The sequence below is a fragment of the Methylobacterium sp. AC433 genome, assembly GCF_979253015.1.
Window position 1 is genome coordinate 1 of sequence record NZ_CEEDBN010000012.1, and the last position, 20,441, is coordinate 20,441.

General features: G+C 71.0%; 20 protein-coding genes. 9 read left to right on the top strand and 11 right to left on the bottom strand.

What is annotated here, in order from left to right:
* Positions 1–121 precede the first annotated feature (121 nt).
* The gene (locus AC0IWM_RS16340; protein WP_471756718.1) at positions 122–955 is read right to left on the bottom strand and encodes a 3-oxoadipate:acetyl-CoA acetyltransferase; all 834 of its coding nucleotides are present in this window, start codon (positions 953–955) and stop codon (positions 122–124) included.
* Between the two features lie 136 nt (positions 956–1,091).
* Between AC0IWM_RS16340 and aroQ the strand changes: the two genes are divergently transcribed.
* Positions 1,092–1,535 carry a type II 3-dehydroquinate dehydratase gene (gene aroQ / locus AC0IWM_RS16345; RefSeq protein ID WP_471756720.1) on the top strand — a complete coding sequence of 148 codons (444 nt, stop codon included), beginning with the start codon at positions 1,092–1,094 and terminating at the stop codon, positions 1,533–1,535.
* 2 nt (positions 1,536–1,537) lie between these two features.
* Here the strand turns inward: aroQ and AC0IWM_RS16350 are convergent, their stop codons facing one another.
* On the bottom strand, positions 1,538–2,530 hold the full coding sequence (locus AC0IWM_RS16350) for a DUF808 domain-containing protein (RefSeq protein WP_471756722.1): 993 nt from the start codon (positions 2,528–2,530) through the stop codon (positions 1,538–1,540).
* A gap of 525 nt (positions 2,531–3,055) precedes the next feature.
* Here AC0IWM_RS16350 and AC0IWM_RS16355 point away from each other — a divergent pair.
* From AC0IWM_RS16355 to AC0IWM_RS16375, 5 genes are all read left to right on the top strand, one after another.
* On the top strand, positions 3,056–4,384 hold the full coding sequence (locus AC0IWM_RS16355) for an MFS family transporter (protein ID WP_471756724.1): 1,329 nt from the start codon (positions 3,056–3,058) through the stop codon (positions 4,382–4,384).
* A 210-nt stretch (positions 4,385–4,594) separates the two neighbouring features.
* A complete protein-coding gene (locus AC0IWM_RS16360) occupies positions 4,595–6,253 on the top strand; it encodes an acetolactate synthase large subunit (protein ID WP_471756726.1) in 1,659 nt (552 codons plus the stop codon).
* 60 nt (positions 6,254–6,313) lie between these two features.
* Entirely contained in the window at positions 6,314–7,786 is a 1,473-nt protein-coding gene (locus AC0IWM_RS16365; RefSeq protein WP_471756728.1) for an NAD-dependent succinate-semialdehyde dehydrogenase, read from the top strand.
* Between the two features lie 162 nt (positions 7,787–7,948).
* Positions 7,949–9,799 carry an ATP-binding protein gene (locus AC0IWM_RS16370; protein WP_471756730.1) on the top strand — a complete coding sequence of 617 codons (1,851 nt, stop codon included), beginning with the start codon at positions 7,949–7,951 and terminating at the stop codon, positions 9,797–9,799.
* Entirely contained in the window at positions 9,796–11,148 is a 1,353-nt protein-coding gene (locus tag AC0IWM_RS16375; RefSeq protein WP_471756732.1) for a sigma-54-dependent transcriptional regulator, read from the top strand. The genes AC0IWM_RS16370 and AC0IWM_RS16375 overlap by 4 nt, the downstream gene beginning before the upstream one ends.
* 176 nt (positions 11,149–11,324) lie before the next feature.
* On the opposite strand, the gene ssb is transcribed toward AC0IWM_RS16375, so the two are convergent.
* Both ssb and AC0IWM_RS16385 read right to left on the bottom strand, forming a co-directional pair.
* Positions 11,325–11,921 (bottom strand): single-stranded DNA-binding protein, encoded by a 597-nt coding sequence (ssb, locus tag AC0IWM_RS16380; protein ID WP_471756734.1) that lies wholly within the window; start codon positions 11,919–11,921, stop codon positions 11,325–11,327.
* Positions 11,922–12,127: 206 nt separating this feature from the next.
* The gene (locus AC0IWM_RS16385) at positions 12,128–13,144 is read right to left on the bottom strand and encodes an NADP-dependent oxidoreductase (protein WP_471756736.1); all 1,017 of its coding nucleotides are present in this window, start codon (positions 13,142–13,144) and stop codon (positions 12,128–12,130) included.
* 169 nt (positions 13,145–13,313) lie between these two features.
* Between AC0IWM_RS16385 and AC0IWM_RS16390 the strand changes: the two genes are divergently transcribed.
* Positions 13,314–13,712, top strand: coding sequence for a DUF4174 domain-containing protein (locus AC0IWM_RS16390; protein WP_471756738.1), 399 nt, complete (start codon positions 13,314–13,316; stop codon positions 13,710–13,712).
* Positions 13,713–13,858: 146 nt separating this feature from the next.
* Here the strand turns inward: AC0IWM_RS16390 and AC0IWM_RS16395 are convergent, their stop codons facing one another.
* Positions 13,859–14,353, bottom strand: a complete 495-nt coding sequence (locus AC0IWM_RS16395; RefSeq protein WP_471756740.1) for a hypothetical protein — start codon at positions 14,351–14,353, stop codon at positions 13,859–13,861.
* Positions 14,354–14,576: 223 nt separating this feature from the next.
* Here AC0IWM_RS16395 and AC0IWM_RS16400 point away from each other — a divergent pair, with 223 nt between their 5' ends.
* Complete coding sequence (locus AC0IWM_RS16400; protein WP_471756742.1) at positions 14,577–15,371, top strand: phosphodiester glycosidase family protein; 795 nt, start codon at positions 14,577–14,579, stop codon at positions 15,369–15,371.
* A gap of 12 nt (positions 15,372–15,383) precedes the next feature.
* Here AC0IWM_RS16400 and AC0IWM_RS16405 read toward each other — a convergent pair whose 3' ends face one another.
* The 6 genes from AC0IWM_RS16405 to AC0IWM_RS16430 all read right to left on the bottom strand — a co-directional run bounded on the left by AC0IWM_RS16405 (position 15,384) and on the right by AC0IWM_RS16430 (position 20,001).
* Positions 15,384–15,680 (bottom strand): hypothetical protein, encoded by a 297-nt coding sequence (locus tag AC0IWM_RS16405; protein WP_056470015.1) that lies wholly within the window; start codon positions 15,678–15,680, stop codon positions 15,384–15,386.
* Between the two features lie 29 nt (positions 15,681–15,709).
* The gene (locus tag AC0IWM_RS16410; RefSeq protein ID WP_200930020.1) at positions 15,710–15,877 is read right to left on the bottom strand and encodes a hypothetical protein; all 168 of its coding nucleotides are present in this window, start codon (positions 15,875–15,877) and stop codon (positions 15,710–15,712) included.
* Positions 15,878–15,937: 60 nt separating this feature from the next.
* Positions 15,938–16,297 carry a hypothetical protein gene (locus AC0IWM_RS16415; RefSeq protein WP_056470012.1) on the bottom strand — a complete coding sequence of 120 codons (360 nt, stop codon included), beginning with the start codon at positions 16,295–16,297 and terminating at the stop codon, positions 15,938–15,940.
* An 84-nt stretch (positions 16,298–16,381) separates the two neighbouring features.
* Positions 16,382–17,500 carry an NADH:flavin oxidoreductase/NADH oxidase gene (locus AC0IWM_RS16420; protein WP_471756744.1) on the bottom strand — a complete coding sequence of 373 codons (1,119 nt, stop codon included), beginning with the start codon at positions 17,498–17,500 and terminating at the stop codon, positions 16,382–16,384.
* Positions 17,501–17,568: 68 nt separating this feature from the next.
* The gene (locus AC0IWM_RS16425) at positions 17,569–19,509 is read right to left on the bottom strand and encodes a propionyl-CoA synthetase (RefSeq protein ID WP_471756746.1); all 1,941 of its coding nucleotides are present in this window, start codon (positions 19,507–19,509) and stop codon (positions 17,569–17,571) included.
* 309 nt (positions 19,510–19,818) lie between these two features.
* A complete protein-coding gene (locus tag AC0IWM_RS16430; RefSeq protein WP_471756748.1) occupies positions 19,819–20,001 on the bottom strand; it encodes a YdcH family protein in 183 nt (60 codons plus the stop codon).
* 194 nt (positions 20,002–20,195) lie between these two features.
* Between AC0IWM_RS16430 and AC0IWM_RS16435 the strand changes: the two genes are divergently transcribed.
* Entirely contained in the window at positions 20,196–20,414 is a 219-nt protein-coding gene (locus AC0IWM_RS16435) for a YdcH family protein (protein ID WP_471756750.1), read from the top strand.
* Positions 20,415–20,441: the final 27 nt, after the last annotated feature.

The following is a 20,441-nucleotide window of genomic DNA, read 5'->3' on the forward strand; positions in this document are numbered from 1 at the left end:
GGGGTGGAGCAGCCCGGTAGCTCGTCAGGCTCATAACCTGAAGGTCACAGGTTCAAATCCTGTCCCCGCAACCAAACCGACAAAGCCCGTCACGCACACACGCGTGACGGGCTTTGGCCGTTCAGGCCTCCGGCAGGCCCAGGACAATGCGCGCTTCCGCGGGCGTCGCGACCCGGCGACCGTGGCGCGCGACCCTCTCGGCCGCCAGGGCGACGAGTTCGGCGTTTCCGCTGGCGAGCCGCTCGCGGGTGATCCGGATGTTGTCCTCGAGGCCGGTCCGGACGGCATCCGCTCCGCGGGCAAGGGCCCAGTCCATCACCTCCGCTTGATGGCGGCCGATCCCGGCGGCCGTCCAGGTCGCCTTCGGCAGGATGCGCCGCATCTCGCCGAGCATGAGGTCGAGGAGGCGCGGGTCCGCCGGCATCGCGTTCTTGACCCCCATCACGAACTGCACGTGCGGGCGATCGTCGATCAGCCCGGCCTCGACGAGGCGCAGGGCGCCGTGGAGATGGGACAGGTCGAAGATCTCGATCTCGGGGCGCACGCCGAAGCGCTTCATCTGGCCCGCCAGGTCCGTCACCAGCGTTGCGGGGTTCTCGTAGACGATGGTCGGGAAATTGACCGACCCGGTGGAGAGCGAGGCCATGTCGGGGCGGTGCTGCAGGGACAGGCCCCGGCTCGCCGGATCGCGTCCGCGCCCGCCCGTGGAGAACTGGACGATCAGGCCCGGGCAGTGCCGGCGCAGGCCGTCCTGCACGGCGGCGAAGCGGTCGGGGTCCGAGGACGGCGTCTCGTCGTCGTTGCGCACGTGGACATGGGCGAGGGTGGCGCCGGCGGCATAGGCCTCCCGGGTCGAGGCGATCTGCTCGGCCACGGTCACCGGCAGGGCGGGATTGTCGGACTTGCGCGGCACCGAGCCGGTGATCGCGACGGCGACGACGACGGGCGCGTTCATGGGATCTCCTCCTGTGGGGGGCGGTTGTCGGTGCCCCGCCCGGCATGGCCGGCATTGGCGGCGACCGCAAGCGCGGGCGCCTCAGGCGCGTCCGGACCCTTTCCGGACCCGCGCACCGGCCTTATGACGGGACACCATGAGCGACACGATCCTGATCCTGAACGGCCCGAACCTGAACCTGCTCGGACAGCGCGAGCCGCACATCTACGGGCACGAGACGCTCGCGGACGTGGAGACCCGCTGCCGGACCCTGGCGGCGAGCTTCGGCCTCGCCCTCGCCTTCCATCAGAGCAATGCCGAGCACCAACTCATCGACTGGATCCAGGCCTACCGGGTCGACTCGGCCGGCATCGTGATCAATGCCGGCGCCTACACCCACACCTCGGTCGCGATCCTCGACGCGCTGAACGCCTGCACGGTGCCGGTCATCGAGTGCCACATCTCGAACGTGCACCGGCGCGAGGCCTTTCGGCATCATTCCTACGTGTCGCTCGCCGCCACGGCGGTGATGGCGGGCTTCGGCACGCACGGCTACGAACTCGCCATCCGGCACCTCGCCCACCTGCGCGGCGCCCCGTAGGCTCAGGCGGTCTTCGTCCGCAGGCGGGCCACGCTGTTCCAGGCCGGTGCCAGAACGAAGCTCGTCACCGGGATCAGCGCCGCACCGACCACCAGGCCGACGAGGCCGGAGCCGGCGGCGGTCACGAGCCACTCCACCGTTCCGGCGAGGGGGCCGGCCACGCTCGCCGCCCCGGCCGCCGCCGCGTGGATGGCGTGCCCGATCTGCGGCAGGCCGTAGGTCTCCAGGCCGTGCACCAGGATGCCGCCGCCGACCCAGATCATCGCGGCGGTGCCGACGATCGCCAGGATCTTGAGGAAGCCCGGCATGCCCTTGACCAGCGCGCGGCCGACGCCGCGCACGAGGCTGCCGAAGGCCGAGCGCGACCCGTTGGCCGCCATGGCGACGCCGGCATCGTCCGCCTTCACGATCAGGGCCACGCCGCCATAGACCGCCACCGTGATTCCCACCGCCACCACGGCGAGGACGGCGGTCTTCATCCAGATGGAGCCCTCGGGCAGGGCCGCGAGGGTGATCGCCATGATCTCGGCAGACAGGATGAAGTCGGTCTTGATCGCGCTGGAGACCTTCTGGTCCTCCAGGGCCTGGGCGTTGCCGGCCGCCCCATCGCGCGCGGCCTCGTGGGCGTGGGCCCGGTGCGGGAACAGCGCCTCGTAGACCTTCTCGCTGCCCTCGTAGCTGAGATAGGCGCCGCCGAGCATCAGCAGGGGCGTGATCGCCCAGGGCGCGAAGGCGCCGAGGGCCAGGGCGGCGGGCAGCAGGAACAGCAGCTTGTTGCGCAGGGATCCCAGGGCGATGCGGCCGACGATGGGAAGCTCGCGCTCGGCGGCGAAGCCCACGACGTAGCGCGGCGTCACGGCGGCATCGTCGATGACGACGCCGGCCGCCTTCACCCCGGCGCGGCCCGCCTGGGCCGCGACGTCGTCGAGGGAAGCCGCCGCCACCTTGGCGAGACCCGCGATGTCATCGAGAAGCGCGATCAGTCCGATGCTCACGGGACACCCCTGCCTGGCGAGCCACAGTCCCCGCGCGGAATGGCGCGGCGAGCTTGGCCTTTACAGGAGACGAACGAGCCGAGGATTTGATCCCTTGCCGCCGTCGATGCCCTCGCCGCCGCCGATGCCCCCGGCAAACCCTCCTCGCGCCTGGTCGTCGGCGATCGTACCGACCCCGGAAGACCCGAGCCCGGGCGGAGCGGTCGCTGCCGTCCGGCCTGACGGATCGCAAGGGCGCGTCGGCGATGAGCGCGGATCGGGTTCGGAGACGGCCTCGGCGGAATTCCGCCGAAGGCCGGCTTTGGATCGGCGGATGTCCGCCGATACGGGCTTTCCCGCCTTCGCTTAAGATACTGATTAAAAAGCGTTTCATCGATTTTTTCGACTTGGCATCAACGTTGCCGAAGCGGTTCTGCGCACCTTGATGCCGCTGCCCGCAAGAGGCCGAAGGCCCGGGGACGGTGAAGGTGCGTCGATCCCGCTCCGTAGCGGCGCGGGATGAAATCCAGAGACGGGAGAACGCACATGAATACGGCTGCAACCGCGATGCTGGGGGCTGTCCCAGCCGCCGAGGCGTCGGACCGCCAGAAGATCAAGGCCATCTTCGCCGCCTCCTCCGGCAATCTCGTCGAATGGTATGATTTCTACGCCTACGCCTTCACCTCGATCTACTTTGCCTCTGCATTCTTCCCGAGCAGCAGTCCGACCGGACAGCTCCTGGCCACCGCTGGGATCTTCGCGGTCGGGTTCTTCATGCGCCCCCTGGGCGGATGGATCTTCGGCCGCATCGCCGACCGCCGGGGCCGCAAGTCGTCGATGGTCTTCTCAGTCCTGTTGATGTGCGCCGGCTCGCTGATGATCGGCCTGCTGCCGACCTACGAGAGCATCGGCGTGCTGGCCCCCGTGCTGCTCCTGGTGGCGCGCCTGGCACAGGGGCTCTCCGTCGGCGGCGAGTACGGCACGGCCGCGACCTACATGAGCGAGATCGCCGGAAACGGCCGCCGGGGCTTCCTGTCCTCGTTCCAGTACGTGACCCTGATCGGCGGCCAGCTGCTGGCGGTCCTGGTGGTGTTCGCGCTCCAGCACGCCCTGACCGGTGAGGAGATGCGGGCCTGGGGCTGGCGCATCCCGTTCCTGATCGGCGCCGCGGCCGCCATCGTCGCGATGATGCTGCGCGGCTCCCTGAAGGAGTCGATCTCCCACGAGACGATGAAGAGCAAGGAGGCGGGCTCGCTGCGGGCGCTCCTCAAGCACAAGAGGGCGCTGCTCATCACGTTCGCCTTCACCATGGGCGGGTCGCTCTACTTCTACACGATGACGACCTACATGCAGAAGTTCCTGGTCAATACGGTGAAGCTGGACCTCAAGACGGTCTCGACCGTGATGACCCTGGCGCTGGTCGTGTTCATGCTGCTCCAGCCTCTGTTCGGCATCCTCTCGGACCGGATTGGGCGGCGCAACAACATGATCCTGTTCAGCGGGCTGGCCACGCTCGGCGCGGTCCCGCTGCTCTCCTCCCTGTCGCTGGTCACCAGCCCCTATGCGGCCTTCGCGCTCATCCTGGTCGGCCTCGTCATCGCGACCTTCTACACCTCGATCAGTGGCGTGGTGAAAGCGGAGCTGTTCCCGGCCGAGGTGCGCGCGCTCGGCGTGGGCCTGCCCTACGCCATCGCCAATGCCATGTTCGGCGGGACGGCGGAGTACGTGGCCCTGTCCTTCAAGTCCTACGGGAACGAGACCCTGTTCTTCTGGTACGTCGCCGCCATGGCGGCCGTGGCCTTCGTCGCCTCGCTCTGGATGCCCGACACGCGCAAGTACGGCTACCTCGACGGCAACGGCCGGATGAGCGGCTGAGCGCCGCCGCGCCGGTCCGACGACGAGCCGGTAGCGGGCCCGCCCCTGGCGGGTGGGCCCAGGAAGGCCGTCGCGCCAAGGTCTGAAAAAACCGGCCGGCGAGGGTTCAGGCGCATCGCCGGCCCGTGCCACGGCCGCCACCGGGCATCGTCGCACCGATCCCGGCCGTGCAATCTTCGAAATCGACACAGCTCTGAACTGGAGAAACCCATGCCGAAAGGCTCCGATCTGCTGGTCCAAGCCCTGGAGAACGAGGGGGTCGAGCGCATCTTCGGCATCCCCGGCGAAGAGAACCTCGACATCGTCGAGAGCCTGCGCACCTCCAAGATCGCATTGGTCCTGACCCGGCACGAGCAGGCCGCCGCGTTCATGGCCGCGACCTACGGGCGCCTCACCGGCAAGCCCGGCGTCTGCCTCGCGACGCTCGGACCGGGCGCGCTGAACTTCTCCACGGGCGCCGCCTACGCGTATCTCGGCGCCATGCCGATGCTCATCATCACCGGCCAGAAGGGCATCCTGAAGGCCCGCCAGGCCCGCTTCCAGATCGTCGACGTCATCGCCTCGATGAAGCCGATCACCAAGATGGCCCGCCAGATCGTCTCGGCCTCCTCCATTCCCACCATCGTGCGCGACGCCTTCCGCGTCGCCATGGAGGAGCGGCCCGGGCCGGTCCTCCTGGAACTGCCCGAGGACATCGCGGCGGAGGAGGCCGAGCCCTACACGGTGCCGCGCCACCCGATCGACATCCCGGTCGCGCACCCCTCGGCGATCGAGCGGGCCGCCGAGATGATCGTCGCCGCCAGGCGGCCCCTCGTCATGCTGGGGGCCGCCGCCAGCCGCCCGCGCTCCACGAGCGACCTCGGCGGCTTCGTGCAGCGCACCGGCATCCCGTTCTTCACGACGCAGATGGGCAAGGGCACGGTCGCGCACGGGACCGAACTCTACATGGGGACCGCAGCCCTGTCGGAGCGCGACTACGTGCACGAGGCGATCGACGCGGCCGACCTCATCATCGCCATCGGCCACGACACGGTCGAGAAGCCGCCCTTCTTCATGGGGCAGGCGGACCAGAAGGTGCTGCACGTCAGCTACACGTCGGCCAATGTCGAGGAGGTCTACTACCCCGACGCCGAGGTGGTGGGCGACCTCGGCCCGACCCTCAAGCTCCTGGCGGACCGGATCGAGGGCCGGCTGCCGAACGCGGGCGCGCTGCTGCCCCTGCGGGAGCACATCCTCGGGCGGATCGCCGACCGGGCCGACGAGGACCGCTTCCCCGTGACCCCGCAGCGGCTGGTGCGCGACGTGCGCCGGGTCATCCCGGAGGACGGCATCGTCTGCCTCGACAACGGGATGTACAAGATCTGGTTCGCGCGCAACTACCGCACCTACGTGGCCAACACGCTGCTCCTCGACAACGCCCTGGCCACGATGGGCGCCGGCCTGCCCTCCGCCATGATGGCCGCCCTGCTCCATCCGGACCGCCGCGTCATGGCGGTGTGCGGCGACGGCGGCTTCATGATGAACAGCCAGGAGATGGAGACCGCCGTCCGGCTGAGGCTCAACCTCGTCGTCCTGATCATCGACGATTCCGCCTACGGCATGATCCGCTGGAAGCAGGCGGTCGACCGGTTCGCCGATTACGGCATGACCTTCGGCAATCCGGATTTCGTGACCTATGCCGCGTCCTACGGCGCGACCGGGCACCGGGTCGAAGCGGTCGAGGATCTGGAGCCGACCCTGGAGAAGGCCTTCCAGGCCGGGGGCGTCCACCTCGTGGCCGTGCCGATCGACTACTCGGAGAACACCCGCGTCCTCGTCGAGGAACTGCGCGCCAAGGTGAAGAACCCGCACGCCGCCCCCGCCGGCTGACTCCGCCGCCTGAATCCCTCGCCTCCCGCTTCGCGACCTTCCTGCGAAAGGCCTTCCGTGATGCCCGACACCGAGACCCTCGCCCTGAACGACCCGAGCCTGCTCGTCGATGCCTGCCCGATCGGCGCGGACTGGTCGCGCGCCGGCCCGGACCCGATCGACGTGACGAACCCGGCGACCGGGGGCCTCCTCGCCCGCGTGCCGAACCTCGGCGCGGAGGAGACGCGACGGGCGATCGAGGCCGCGCACGCGGCCTTTCCGGGCTGGCGGGCGAGGACCGCGGGCGAGCGCGCCGCCATCCTGCGCCGGCTCGCCGCGCTGGTGAGCGAGAACGCGGAGGACCTCGCCCGCATCCTCACCGCCGAGCAGGGCAAGTCGCTCGCCGAGGCGCGGGGCGAGATCGCGATGTCGGCGGCCTACGTCCTGTGGTTCGCCGAGGAGGCCCGCCGCGTCTACGGCGACGTGGTCCCCTCGCCCTGGCCCGACCGGCGGATCCTCGTCACCAAGGAACCGGTCGGCGTGGTGGCGGCGATCACGCCCTGGAACTTCCCGTCCTCCATGATCGCCCGCAAGCTCGCCCCGGCCCTGGCCGCCGGCTGTCCGATCGTGATCAAGCCCGCCGCCCAGACGCCCCTGTCCGGCCTCGTCTGGGGCCTTCTCTGCGAGCGGGCCGGGGTGCCCGCCGGCCTCGTCTCGATCCTGACCGGGTCGGCGACGGGGATCGGCGGGGAGATGACGGGCAACCCGCTGGTCAAGAAGATCACCTTCACGGGCTCGACCGGGATCGGCAAGCTGCTGATGGGGCAGGCCGCCGGCACGGTGAAGAAGGTCTCGATGGAACTGGGGGGCAACGCGCCCTTCATCGTCTTCGACGACGCCGACCTCGACCGCGCGGTGGCGGGCGCCATGGCGTCCAAGTTCCGCAATTCGGGCCAGACCTGCATCTGCACCAACCGCTTCCTGGTTCAGGACGGCATCCACGACGCCTTCGCCGAGCGGCTCGCGCGGGCGGCCTCGGCGCTCAAGGTCGGAAACGGCATGGAGGACGGGGTGGAGCAGGGGCCGGTCATCGATGACGCCTCCGTCCGGAAGGTCGAGGCGCATATCCGGGACGCGACGGAAAAGGGCGCGCGCGTCCTGGCGGGCGGCCGGCGCCATGCGCTCGGCGGCACGTTCTTCGAGCCCACGGTGCTGGTCGACGTGGTGCCGGGCATGGACGTCGCCAAGGAGGAGACCTTCGGACCCCTGGCGCCCATCTTCCGGTTCCGGGACGAAGCGGATGCCGTGCGGATGGCCAACGACACCGAGTTCGGCCTCGCCTGCTACTTCTACACCCGGGATCTCGGCCGGGCCTTCCGGGTCTCGGAGGCGCTCGAGTACGGCATGGTCGGGGTGAACGAGGGCATCATCACCACCGAGGTGGCTCCCTTCGGCGGCGTGAAGGAATCGGGCGTCGGCCGCGAGGGCGGCCATCAGGGGATCGAGGACTACCTGCACACCAAGTATGTCTGCGTCGGCGGCCTCGGCGATTGAACCCGACCCCGGCCGCCTCGCGCCGCGACGGCGGCCGGGGGCTGGATCGATCGCGATCCGCGACGCTATATCGATGCCGCAGCCCCTGCCGGACGGCGCGGGTTCGACGCGGTGCCCGCCACGTCCGAGGACGTCCGCTCGGTCCGGTCAGGAGCCCGACCGATGAAACGCATCACCAGCCTCGCCGGGGCGGTCCCGCGCCGAATGACCCGGGCGGGTTCGGTGCTCAAGTCGATCTGGCTGTGGCGGTGGATCCTGGCGGCCGTCACGCTGGCCGCCACCCTCGTGGTCTTCGGCCTCTCCCTCGAATCCGGCCTCGACGTGGCACGCCGGCAGGCCCGTCAGCGCCTCGTGATCGCCGAGGCCGTGCTGCGCGCGGCGATCGCCCGGTACGAGTACCTCCCGACCGTCCTCGCCCTCGACACGCAGGTGCAGGCGCTCCTCGCCGACGTCGACGCGCCGGACCGCGTCGCCGCCGTCAACGCCAAGTTCGCGGCGATCGCGACGGCCTCCAACGTGGCCGCCATCTACCTGATGGACCCGGACGGCCTGACGCGCGGCGCGAGCAACTGGAACCAGCCGCTCAGCTTCGTCGGGACGTCCTACGCGTACCGGCCCTACTTCACCGCGGCCAAGGCCACGGGGGTCTCGCACTACTTCGGTATCGGCACGACCACCGGCGTCCCCGGCCTGTTCATCGGCAAGGCGGTTCCGGGGGCGGACGGACGGGTCGCGGGCGTGGTCGTGCTCAAGGTCGACCTGGAGGGCCTGCAGAACGAATGGCGCGAGGCCGGCGAACAGGTCCTGGTCTCGGATGCCGCCGGCGTCGTCTTTCTGGCCAGCGAGCCGGCCTGGAAATACCGCCCGCTCCATCGCGTCGGCGCGGCCGAGGCGGCCCGCATCCGTGCCGAGCGGCAATACGGCGACAGTTCCCTCACGCCGCTCCTGGATCAGGATCGGGATCCTGCCGGCATGATCGACCTGCCGACCGGCGACCGGACCGTCGGCGGGCTCGTGGAGCGCACCGCGCTGCCCGAGTTCGACTGGACGATCTGGTACGTCGCGCCCATCGGCGCCACCCTCCGTCAAGCCGTGCTCGCGGCGCTGGCCGCCGGGATCACCTGCCTCGCGCTCGCCTTCGCCCTCGCCGCGCGGAGCCAGCGGCAGCGGCGGCTGCGCAGCGAACAGGCCATGCGCCTGGCCCTGGAGCAGCGCGTCACGGAACGCACTCGGGAGCTGAGCGCCGCCAACGACCGCCTGCGCAGCGAGATCGCGGAGCGGGAGCGCACCACCGCCGCCCTGCGGTCGACCCAAGACGAGCTGATCCATGCCGGGCGCCTCGCCGCCCTGGGACAGATCTCCACGGCCATCAACCACGAGATCAACCAGCCGCTGGCGGCCCTGCGCACCTTCCTCGCCAGCACCGCAGTGTTCCTGGAGCGCGGCGACGGCGCGACGGTGCGGCGGAACCTGGAGCGGATGACCCAGGTGACGCAGCGCATCGCCGAGATCATCCGGCACCTGAAGGCCTTCGCGCGCAAGACCGGGACGGAACACCGCGAGGCGGTCAGGCTTCGCGCGGCGGCGGAGGCCGCCCTCGACCTGCTCCAGGCCCGCATCCGTGCGGAAGCCGTCACGGTCACCTGTGCGATTCCGCCCGAAGCCCTGGTATGGGCCGAGCCGGTTCGCCTGGAACAGGTCCTGCTGAACCTGATCGTCAACGCCCTCGACGCGATGCAGGACGCGCCCGAGCGTCGGCTCGATTTGACCGCGGCGCGCGAAGCGGGTTCGTGTTGGCGCCTCGCGGTCGCCGACAGCGGCGGCGGGATCGCCGAGGAGCACATGGGGCAGGTCTTCGATCCCTTCTTCACGACGAAGTCGGCCGGCGAGGGCCTCGGCCTCGGCCTGTCGCTGTCCTCGCTGATCGTCCGCGACCTGGGTGGCAGCATCGCCGCCGCGAACGGCGCGCGCGGCGCGGTGCTGGCCATCGTCCTGCCCGCGGCGGACGCATGAACGCGATGGCGGGCCGGGCGACGCGGGTCCTCTTCGTCGACGACGAGGAGACGGTGCGCGAAGCCCTGCACCAGTGGCTCTCGCTCGCCGGTTTCGAGGTCTCGACCTTCGCAGAACCGCTGGCCGCACTCGGCCTGATCGACGCGAGCTTTCCGGGCATCCTCGTCAGCGACGTGCGGATGCCGGGGATCGACGGCCTCGACGTGCTCGAACGGGCGCTGGCCCGCGATCCGGACCTGCCGGTCCTCCTCGTGACCGGGCACGGGGACGTGCCGATGGCGGTCGAGGCGATGCGGCGCGGCGCCTACGACTTCATCGAGAAGCCCTTCGTCCCGGAGCGCCTCGTCGACGCCATCGGCCGCGCCTGCGAGAAGCGCCACCTGACGCTGCGCCTGCGCAGCCTCCACGTCGTCGACGACGCGCAGGGCATCGAGAGCCGCCTCATCGGCACGTCGCGCGTGATGGAGACCCTGCGGCGCGAGGTGCTCGACCTCGCCGCGACGCCCGTCAACGTCGTCGTCAACGGGGAGACCGGCTCCGGCAAGGAATTGGTGGCGCAATGTCTCCACGCCTTCTCCGGCCGGCGGGACGGCCGCTTCGTGGCCGTCAATTGCGGGGCGATTCCCGACACGATGATGGAGAGCGAGCTGTTCGGCTTCGAGGCCGGCGCCTTCACGGGCGCGCTGAAGCGTCGGATCGGCAAGCTCGAATACGCCCATCGCGGCACGCTCTTCCTCGACGAGATCGAGGCGATGCCCCTGGCGGGCCAGGTCAAGCTCCTGCGGGTGCTGCAGGAACGCAGCCTGGAGCGTCTCGGCTCGAACACGGCGGTGCCCGCCGACCTGCGCACACTCTGCGCCAGCAAGGTCGACCTGCGCGCGCAGGCCGCGACCGGACAGTTCAGGGCCGACCTCTATTATCGTCTCGGCGTCGCCGAGCTGCGGATCCCGCCCCTGCGGGAGCGGCGGGAGGACATCCCGCTCCTGTTCGAGGTCTTCGCCGCCCGCGCCGCCGAGGCGCACGGGCGGACGATGCGTCCCCTGAGCGCCCGGCTCCTGCAGGAGATCGTGGCGCGTCCCTGGCCCGGCAACGTGCGTGAGTTGCGCAACGCTGCCGAGCGCCACGCCTTCGGCCTCGATCAGCAGGACGGGCCGTTGGACGCGATGGCAGCCGGGCCGCAGTCGCTGGCGACGCGGGTCGAGGCCTACGAGCGGGACCTGATCCGGCAAGCCCTGCAACAGGCGCAGGGAAACATCACCGAGATCATGCGGCTGCTCGATCTTCCCCGGCGTACGCTCAACGAAAAGATGCAGCGCTACGGGCTGAGCCGCGCCGACTTCACCGAGTAGACGGTATCTGGCGGGCGTATCGGAGCCGTGAACGCGCATCGGCGGGCCGCCCGCGAAGCGCGCCCGATTTCGCGCCAGTCCTGATCCCGCGCCAGGACCCACAAAAAAGGTCAGGGTGACGCCCCTGACCTCGATGGGCATTGCGATCCGCGTGATCGTTCCGGTTCGGCCCGGCCCTAGAACGGGATGTCGTCGTCGAGGTCGAAGTTCGGCTTGGAGCCGCCACCGCCACCGCCACCGCCACCGCCACCGCCGCCGCCCGAGGCCGGCCGGCGCTCGCCGCCGCCACCCGAGGAGCGGCCGCCGCCGTAATCCCCGCCGCGGTCGCCGCCGCGTCCACCACCACCGCTGCCGCCGCCGAAATCGCCGCCCCGGCTGATCTGGCCGCCCTCCTCGTCCATGCCCATCTCACCGCCGCCGCTGCGGCCGTCGAGGATGGTCAGCTCGCCGCGGAAGCGCTGGAGCACCACCTCGGTGGTGTACTTCTCGACGCCGGACTGGTCCGCCCATTTGCGGGTCTGGAGCTGGCCCTCGATGTAGACCTTCGAGCCCTTGCGCAGGTACTGCTCCGCCACGCGGGCGAGGTTCTCGTTGTAGATCACCACCGAGTGCCACTCGGTCTTCTCCTTGCGCTCGCCCGACATCTTGTCCTTCCAGGACTCCGATGTGGCGATGCGCAGGTTGACCACGGGATCACCGGAGGCGAGGCGCCGTGTCTCGGGGTCGCGCCCGAGATTGCCCACCAGGATCACCTTGTTCACGCTGCCGGCCATGCCGCTCTCTCCTACCGATCGATCTCACTGCGCGCTGCGGCCCCGAACGACCGGGACGCCGCCCTGTCATGGGCCTCTCGGGCCCCGGCGGCAATCGCGGTCGGCGGGCTGTCCCCGTGACTCTCAGGGAATCGGGGTGACCTGTATGTTCTATCTTTGTTCTGTTCCGGGGGCAAGGCGTCCCGGAGGCGCGCCCTGCCCTTCGCTCAGCGGATGCGGACGATGAGCTTGCCGAAATTCCGGCCCTGCAGCAGGCCCGCGAAGGCCTCCGGCGCGTTCTCGAGCCCGTCGACGATGTCCTCGCGATGGACCACGAGGTCGTCGCGCAGCCACGCCCCGACCTCGCGCAGGAACTCGGCCTCCTGGGCGGCGAAGTCCCAGACGATGAAGCCCTGGACATGCAGGCGCTTCGACAGGATCGCGCGCATCAGCACCGGCACCCGGTCCGGTCCGGGCGGCAGCTCGGTGGCGTTGTAGCCGGAGACGAGGCCGCAGACCGGCATCCGGGCGAAGTTGTTGAGGAGCGGCAGGACCGCGTCGAAGACCGCGCCGCCGACATTCTCGAAATAGACGTCGATCCCCTGCGGGCAGGCGGCGGCCAGCGCGTCCGGGAAATCCTCGGCGCGGTGGTCGATGGCCGCGTCGAAGCCGAGCGTGTCGCGCAGGAAGGCGCATTTCTCCGGGCCGCCCGCGATGCCCACCGCCCGGGCGCCCTTCCGCCTGGCGATCTGACCGACGAGAGAGCCCACCGGGCCGGTGGCCGCGGCCACCACCACGGTCTCGCCGGGTTTCGGCTGGCCGATGTTGAGGAGGCCCGTATAGGCCGTCATGCCGGGCATGCCGAGGATGCCGAGGGCGGTGGTGACGGGGGCGGCCTCCGGATCGAGGCGGCGCAGGCCGCGCCCGTCCGAGACGGCGAAGTCCTGCCAGCCGCCGAAGCCCACCACGGTCTCGCCGACCCGGAAGTCGGGATGGCGGGACTCGATCACCTCCGCCACGGTGGCGCCCACCATGGTGTCGCCGATCGCGACCGGCTCGGCATAGGATTTCGCCGCGCTCATGCGCCCGCGCATGTAGGGGTCGAGGGAGAGGTAGCGGTTGGCCAGGAGCACCTCGCCCTCCTTCGCCACCGGGACCCGCCCCTCCTCCAGCCGGAAGTGCGAGGCGTTCGGCTCGCCGTGCGGACGGGCGGCGAGGACGATGCGGCGGTTCACGTGGGTCATGGCGGATTCCGGAGATTTCGCGAGGTGCGAGGGGCGCGCGGCGGGCAGGCGCCCGGTCGGGAGGTCCCCCGACAGATGGGACGGCCGCGGCCGATGACAATTCCGCGCGGGGCCGCGTGCCGCTCCGGCGCGTTGTCCCGGAACGGTGAACGGCACGGGAGTTTCGGCGATGGCGCGCGGATGGCGGATGCTCGGGGCGATGCTCGCCGGCGTCACGGCGGCTCAGGCGGCGGAGAACCCGCTCGCACGCGACCGCTGGACGTCGCGCGTGCTGGTGATCTCTGCCCCCGAGCCCGGCGATCCGCGGGTGGTGGCCCAGCGCGCCGAGCTCGACAGGGCCCGTGCCGGGGCGACGGAGCGCGACCTCGTCATCCGCGAGGCCTTCGGCGACACCGCGGAGGCGCGGCGCCTGCGCGCCGCCCTCGGCCTTCCGGCGGACGGCTTTCGCGTGGTGCTCGTCGGCAAGGACGGCGAGGCCAAGCGGACCGGGACCGCGCCGATTCCGGCCGATGCGCTGTTCGAGACCATCGACGCGATGCCGATGCGTCGGGACGAGCGACGGCGCTGAGCGCCGGGCGGTCCGGCCACCGAGGCGTGGCACGTCGACCGGCATAGGAAGTCGACCGGCATGACGTCGACTGGCATGACGTCGACCGGCATGAAAAAGGGGCCGCACGCGGCGGCCCCCGGAGCTTTCCGAACCGGTGGTTCCGGTCAGTAGCAGCGCTCGACCAGCACCCGGCGATAGCCGTACGGCGTCCAGCGCACGCGCGGGACGGTGTAGCAGCCGCCGCCGTAGCCGTAATCGTAGGCGCCGTAGCCGACCGGGGCGTAGCCGTAGCCGTAACCCGGGCCGTAGCCGCCGTAGAGGCCGCCCGCCGCCAGGCCGAGGCCGACGCCGAGACCCAGGCCGCCGAGGCCGTAGCCGTATCCGCGCCCGTAGCCGCGGCCGTAATACCCGCCGCGATAGCCGCCGAAGCCACCGCGATAGCCACCGAAGCCGGCGTGGCGGAAGCCGCCGCCGCCGAAGCCGCCGCGGAACCCACCGCCACCGAAGCCCCCGCGGAATCCACCGCCGCCGAAGCCGCCGCCGTGGAAGCCACCACCGTGGAACCCACCGCCGCCGAAGCCACCGCGCGCTTCTGCGGTGGCGGGAATCATCGCGAGCGCGCCGATCATGGCCGCGGAGGCCAGAACAACTCGTTTCATCACATCGTCTCCGAAAGAAGCCGAAACGTCCCCTTGACCCTCAAACGCGGAGGCACCCGGAAGGGTTCATGCACCTTTTGCCTCTCCCGTCATCGTGAAGCGCGCCGGCCGCCCGCCCCGCCCCCGCGCACCCGCCCTTGAAATCGCCGCGGGTTTCGGGCGAGGAAGCGGGCCGGCCGCCACGATCCTCCGGCGAGCGGGCTCAAGGGCGATGCGGGTGATCATGGTGCAGGTTGTCGTGCGGGCTCGCGTTCGGGTGAGTCGTTCCCCGGTCACCGCCCTCCTGCGTGCCGCCTGCCTCGGCCTCGCCCTCGCCGGAACGGCGGTGGCCGCGCCGGCGGCGCCCGGCCCTGCCCCCTGCCGTGCCGTCCAGGCGGAGGGGGAGGCCTATACGGTCTGCACCGTGGACCTGCGCCGCGAGCGGGTCCGGGTGTTCTGGCTCGGCGCCGACGGGCTGCCCTACTCCTCCCTCTCGACGCTCGCCGAGAAGCAGGGGACGGGGCTGCGCTTCGCTATGAATGCCGGCATGTACGACAAGGGCCAGGCCCCGGTGGGGCTCTACATCGAGGACGGGCGCGAGCTGAAGGGCGTCTCCACCGCCAACGGGCCGGGCAACTTCCACCTCAAGCCCAACGGCATCTTCTGGGTGAAGGGCGAGCGCGCCGGCGTGATGGAGACCGGCCGCTACCTGCGCAGCCCCCCGAAGCCGGACTTCGCCACGCAGTCGGGGCCGATGCTGGTGGTGGACGGGCACATCCACCCCAAGATCTCCGCCGACGGCCCCAGCCAGAAGATCCGCAACGGGGTCGGCGTCCGCGACGACGGCCGCACCGCCGTGTTCGCGATCTCGGAGCGCCCGGTCAGCTTCGGCGCCTTCGCGCGGCTGTTCAAGGACACCCTCGGCTGCCGCAACGCGCTGTTCCTCGACGGCAGCGTGTCGAGCCTCTACGCCCCGTCGATGAACCGCTCGGACATCAGCCGGCCCCTCGGCCCGATGGTCGGGGCGGTGGCGCGCTGAGGGCGCGGCCGCTCAGGCATCGTCCTCGCGGCCGAAGACCTCGCCCTCCGCCGCCAGCCGCGCGTCGGCCTCGTCGCTCCGGAGGATTTGCAGGGCCTGGTACTGCTGGAGCAGGCCGCGCAGGCGGATATTGGCCTCGGTGCAGTCGGCGGGCTCCGGGCTGTTCGCCGCGCAGCCCGCGATGGTCTCGTCGGTCTGCCGGTCCACGACCGCCCGGTCGGCCGCGCTCAGCGCCTCGAGGTCGCCGAGGCCGAGCTCCAGCGCGATCAGCTCGGCGATCTCGCGCCGCTTCTCCTCGATCTCGGACATGTCCCCTCCGGCTCTGTGCGCAGCCCCGCCTACAGAACGGTCAGCGCCGTCAGGTCGATCCAGGCCTCCTGCTCGTCGCCGTCGACGTCGCCGTCGACGAACCAGCGGCAGAGCGCCCGGTCGCCCTCCAGGGCCACCACCGTCATGGTGGCCTCGTTGTCGTCGGATGCGACGAAGTCGCCGACCTTGATCGCCACGGAATGCCTCTTCGCCTCGATGATGGTGGGTCGCGTGCGCGCTTCGCGCTCGCTTGGGTCTCAGGCCCGCTTCGCGCGCTTGCCGAAGGCCACGGACAGGCGGGCGCGCACGCCCTCCGGGATCTCCGTGCGGGACTCGATGCGCACCGACGGCATCTCGGCCCCGATGGTGCTGCGCGGGTCGAAGGCGAATTGCAGGTGGCGCAGGCCGAGCTCGAGGTGGGTGACGCCGTCCGACTGGGTCAGGTCCTCGCCGAAGACCTCGATCAGCGGCCCGTCGGGATCGCCCTTCTCGATCTGGATGATGAAGTAGCCCGCCGGCTCCTCCTCGTCGTCGGCGCCCGAGATCAGGGTGATGCCGTTCTCGATGTCGAGGCGGACCCGCTCCACCGCGAAGGTCGTGACGTCGTCGTCGTCCATGCTGCGCGTCTCTATATCGATACGCCCGCCGGGGCGGGCTGAGAAGGAAAGCGGTCGGTGCCCGGGCGTCTCGCGCCGCAGGGCTCAGCGCTGTCCGTGCTGTGTGTCGGCGAAGAGGTCCTTGAACTGGCGCGGCTGGGAACGCCAGTACTGGCGGGGCGCGCGCACCTGCGCGCCGAGCTCGGCCGCCGCGTGCCAGGGCCAGCGGGGATCGTAGAGCAGGGCGCGCGCCAGGGAGACCGCGTCGGCCTGGCCCTGGGCCAGGATCGATTCCGCGTGGGCGGCCTCGGTGATGAGCCCGACCGCGATCGTGGTGAGCCCGGTCTCGGCCTTGATCCGCTCGGCGAACGGCACTTGGTAGCCCGCCGAGAGCGGGATCTGCTGGCGGGTGGAGAGGCCGCCGGTGGAGACGTGGATCGCGGCCGAGCCCCGGCGCTTCAGGGCATGGGCGAGCTCCACCGTCTCCTCCAGGGTCCAGCCCGCCTCGACCCAGTCGGTGGCCGAGACCCGCATCCAGACCGGCTTGCCCGCCGGGACGGCGTCCCGCACCGCCTCGAAGCATTCCAGCGGAAACCGCATCCGGTTGGCGAGCGAGCCGCCATACTGGTCGGTGCGCCGGTTGGAGAGGGGCGAGAGGAACTGGTGCAGCAGGTAGCCGTGCGCCCCGTGCAGCTCGAACCCGTCGATGCCGAGGTTCAGGGCGCGCTTGGCCGTGGCGACGAAGCCGTCGCGGATGCGCTTCAGCCCCTCCGAGTCGAGGGCGTGGGGTGCGACCTCGCCCTCCCCGTGCGCCAGCGCCGAGGGCGCTTCCGTGCGCCAGCCGTCCGGCGCCTCGGGGTCGATCTGGGCGCCGCCGTCCCAGGGCGCGCGGCTGGAGGCCTTGCGGCCCGCATGGTTGATCTGGATCGCGATCGGCACCGGCGCGTAGCCGCGCACCGCGTCGAGGACCCGGCCCAGCGCCCGCTCGGTCTCGTCGGAATAGAGCCCGAGATCGGTGGGCGAGATCCGCGCCTCGGGCGAGATCGCGGTCGCCTCCAGGGTGAGGAGCCCCGCCCCCGACATCGCCATCTGCCCGAGATGCATGAGGTGCCAGTCGCCGGCCTGGCCCGCATGGGCCGAGTACTGGCACATCGGCGCGACGATGATGCGGTTCTCGAGGGTGAGGTTGTCGAGGCGCAGGGGCTCGAACAGGCGGGCGGTCATGCGGGGCTCCGGCTTGGCTGCATCCCGCATAGGTGGCGCGCCGGCGCGCGCTTGGCTAGCCGCCGCGCCTAGCCGGCGCCGATCCCGCGATCCTTGAGGCTGGCGCCGATCTCGTCGAGGACGCCGGCATCGTCGATGGTCGGCGGGGTGGTCCAGGGCTCGCCGTCGGCGATGCGCTTCATGGTCCCGCGCAGGATCTTCCCCGACCGGGTCTTGGGCAGCCGCTGCACGGTCAGCGCCAGCTTGAAGGCCGCGACGGGGCCGATCTGCTCGCGGACCAGGGCCACGAGCTCGCCCTCGATCGCCTGGGTCGGGCGGTCCACCCCCGATTTCAGCACGACGAAGCCGCAGGGCTGCTCGCCCTTGAGGGCGTCGCGGATGCCGATCACCGCGCATTCGGCGACATCCGGATGGCTCGCCAGCACCGCCTCCATGCCGCCGGTGGAGAGCCGGTGCCCGGCGACGTTGATGATGTCGTCGGTGCGGCCGAGGACGGTGACGTAGCCGTCGGCATCGACGAGGCCGGCATCCGAGGTGTCGTACCAGCCCGGATAGGTGGCGAGGTAGCTCGCGCGGAAGCGCGCCTCCGAGCCCCACAGGGTCGGGAGGCAGCCGGGGGGCAGGGGCAGCCGCAGGGCGATGGTGCCCATCGTGCCGGCGGGCACCGGCTTGCCGGCCTCGTCGAGGACGGCGAGGTCGTAGCCCGGCATCGGCACGCAGGCGCTGCCGTGCTTGACCGGCAGCTGGCCGAGGCCGACCGGGTTGCCCGCGATGGCCCAGCCGGTCTCGGTCTGCCACCAATGGTCGATGACCGGCCGGCCGAGGGCCCGCTCGGCCCAGGCCACCGAATCGGGGTCGGCCCGCTCGCCGGCCAGGAACAGGGACCGGAAGGCCGAGAGGTCGTAGGCGCCGGCGCGCTCGGCGCGCGGGTCCTCCTTCTTGATGGCACGGAGCGCCGTGGGCGCCGTGAACAGGCAGGCGGCGCCGTACTCGGACACCACCCGCCAGAGGGCTCCGGCATCGGGCGTGCCCACCGGCTTGCCCTCGTAGAGCACCGTGGTGCAGCCGTGCAGGAGCGGCGCGTAGACGATGTAGGAATGTCCCACCACCCAGCCGATATCGGAGGCGCAGAAGTAGGTCTCGCCCGGCGCCACGTCGTAGAGGTTGGGCATCGACCAGGCCAGCGCCACACAGTAGCCGCCGGTGTCGCGCACCACGCCCTTGGGCTTTCCCGTCGTGCCGGAGGTGTAGAGGATGTAGAGCGGGTCGGTGGCCGCCACGCTCACGCAATCGGCGCGCCGGCCCTCGGCCCTCGCCCGCGCCACCCTGTCGGCCCAATCGTGGTCGCGCCCCGGCACGAGGTCGGCCACGGCCTGCGGGCGCTGCAGGATCAGGCAGGCCGCCGGCTTGTGCGCGGAGGCCGCGAGGGCGGCGTCGAGGAGGGGCTTGTAGGCGACGACCCGGCTCGGCTCGATGCCGCAGGACGCGGCGAGCACCACCTTGGGCGCGGCATCCTCGATGCGGATCGCGAGCTCGTTGGCGGCGAACCCGCCGAACACCACGGAATGGACCGCGCCGAGGCGGGCGCAGGCGAGCATGCCGAACACGGCCTCGGGCACCATCGGCATGTAGATCACCACCCGGTCGCCCCGGCCGACCCCGAGGTCGCGGAGCACCCCGGCGAGCGCGGCCACCGAATCGCGCAGGTCCGCATAGGTGATCCGCCGCTTCGTGCCGGTGACGGGCGAATCGTAGAGGATCGCCGCCTGGTCGCCGCGGCCGCCCTCCGCGTGCCGGTCCACGGCGTTGTGGCAGGCGTTCAGGGTGGCGTCGGGGAACCAGCGGCCATAGGCCCCGGCCGCCCCGTCGAAGGCGCGGGTCGGCGGGCTCGCCCAGTCGATCGCCCGGGCCGCAGCGAGCCAGAACGCCTCGGGGTCGCGCAGGGAGGCCGCATGGACCTCGGCGTAGGAGCCGGGCAGCGGATTCGGGGCGGGGGGCGTGGCGTCCATGGCGTCTCCTGCGCGACCGGTCGTGGATGCCGGTTTCTCCGCACTCTACCGGAATTTACGCCGCCGGACTGCTTCGCCATCCTGCCGGGACCGGTGGAGAACGAAAACCGCCGCCCCGGGGACCAGCGGCGCGAGGACGGCGAAAACGAAAACCGCCGCCCTGGAGACCATCGGCGCGAGGACGGCGAAAACGAAAACCGCCGCCCTGGGGACCGGCGGCGCGAGGCAGCGGAAACGAAAACCGCCGCCCTGGAGACCAGCGGCGGCGGCGAACGCTCTAGAGACTACGAGGTGGGGCCGGGACGGCCGCTAATGCAGCTGGTCGGATTCGCCTCGCAGGCGGTTCATCACATCCTTGAGGTGGAGCTTGCGTCTCTTGAGTTCTGCGATTTGCAGATCGTTCGCCGATGGGCGGAGGGTGGCGTCGTGGATTTCCCGCTCGAGGGCTTCGTGCTTCCGGGCGAGCTGGGTCAGGTGCGTCTGCAGTGACATGAGCTGTGTCTCCTGTCTCGTTTCGACGGGGCCAGACTGCCATATGATCAGCCGGCTGTCGAAGCCTATCGGCGGCTAGGCTTGACGGATGTTTGTGCAGGCGGATGTTTGTGCAGGAGGGGCGGCGGGTTCTTGCCCAGGCCGGCCGGCTGTCGCATGGTCTGCCGCGAAAGCGTCCCGGGACATCAGGTGCGATGGCGGTCCAGTTCGACAACGATGCATCGGTGGAACCGGCCGACGAGCTGGCGCGGCTGAAGCAGGAACATCGCGACCTCGACGGCGCGATCGACGCCCTCGAGGTCGGCGTGGTGGCCGACCAGCTGCAGATCCAGCGCCTGAAGAAGCGCAAGCTCTCCCTGCGCGACCGGATCTCGTATCTCGAGGACCAGATGACCCCCGACATCATCGCCTGACCGGGCGCGGGACCGCGCAGGCCCCGC